Raw genomic sequence first — 886 nt, 5'->3', positions numbered from 1 at the left:
GGGCAGGACCTTGTGAGGCGAGAGAGGGACAAGGGGGAACGGCGGCGCGCGCATGCGAGCGCCCACACGCGTGCGAACGCACGCGCGTGGGCGACGGACAGGGGGCGAGCAGCGCGGACGGGGGGCCCGTTCGTTCTTGTCATTGGGGGTGCGTCGGTTGCGTGAGTGAAAGGGACAACAACCGACGCGATGGCGCGGTCCCCTCCTACTCTTGCGAGCGGCGACTATAGCTGCGCTTTGTTACGCTTGAAAGAGGGTAGTCGCACCCTTGACGCGCATTTCCAGCGCACTGCGGACATCGTTCCGTTTCCTGGGACAAAGAGTGCGGCGCCCCCTTGCGCCTGGGCGATACTGTTGCCCCTCATGGAGGTGGTGGACGAATTCCTGCAGCCGCTCCAGCTGAAGACGCTGGTGACCGCGGTGCTGGCCGGCTCCTTCCCCTGGGAAGCGAGCGAGATCCTTGCGGGTCGTGCGTTGCCCGCGTCACACAACCGCCAATTCGTTCACGGTTTCTACCTGGAGAAGCCGGGCTTCTCCCACCGTTCGCCCTGCCTGCCGTTGCTGGACCCGGTGCTGGCGCGGCTGCAGCCGCAGGCCTTGATCAAGGCCAAGCTGAACCTCACGCCCCGCCAGGACAGCCACATCGAGTACGGAATGCACGTGGACACGCGCCACCCGGGCGCCACCACGGCCATCCTGTATCTCAACACCAACAACGGCTATACGGTGTTCGAGGACGGCACCCGCGTGCCCAGCGTCGCCAACCGGCTGGTGCTTTTCGATGCGTCCTTGCGACACACCGGGGCATCGTGCACGGATGCGGACTTTCGTTTGGTGTTGAACGTGAACATGCTGCGGATACCGGCCGCCCCGTAAGGGCCCCGCG

At 65.6% G+C, this 886-nt stretch carries 1 protein-coding gene; it reads left to right on the top strand.

Annotated elements, in window-relative coordinates:
- The first annotated feature begins 354 nt into the window (after window positions 1-354).
- Window positions 355-876, top strand: coding sequence for a 2OG-Fe(II) oxygenase (locus HHL11_RS29140; RefSeq protein WP_169422107.1), 522 nt, complete (start codon window positions 355-357; stop codon window positions 874-876).
- Window positions 877-886 lie beyond the last annotated feature (10 nt).

This window comes from Ramlibacter agri (assembly GCF_012927085.1).
Taxonomy (GTDB): Bacteria; Pseudomonadota; Gammaproteobacteria; order Burkholderiales; family Burkholderiaceae_C; genus Ramlibacter; species Ramlibacter agri.
Note: the sequence above shows the minus strand (reverse complement) of the source record. Positions and strands in the feature narration are given on the sequence as shown.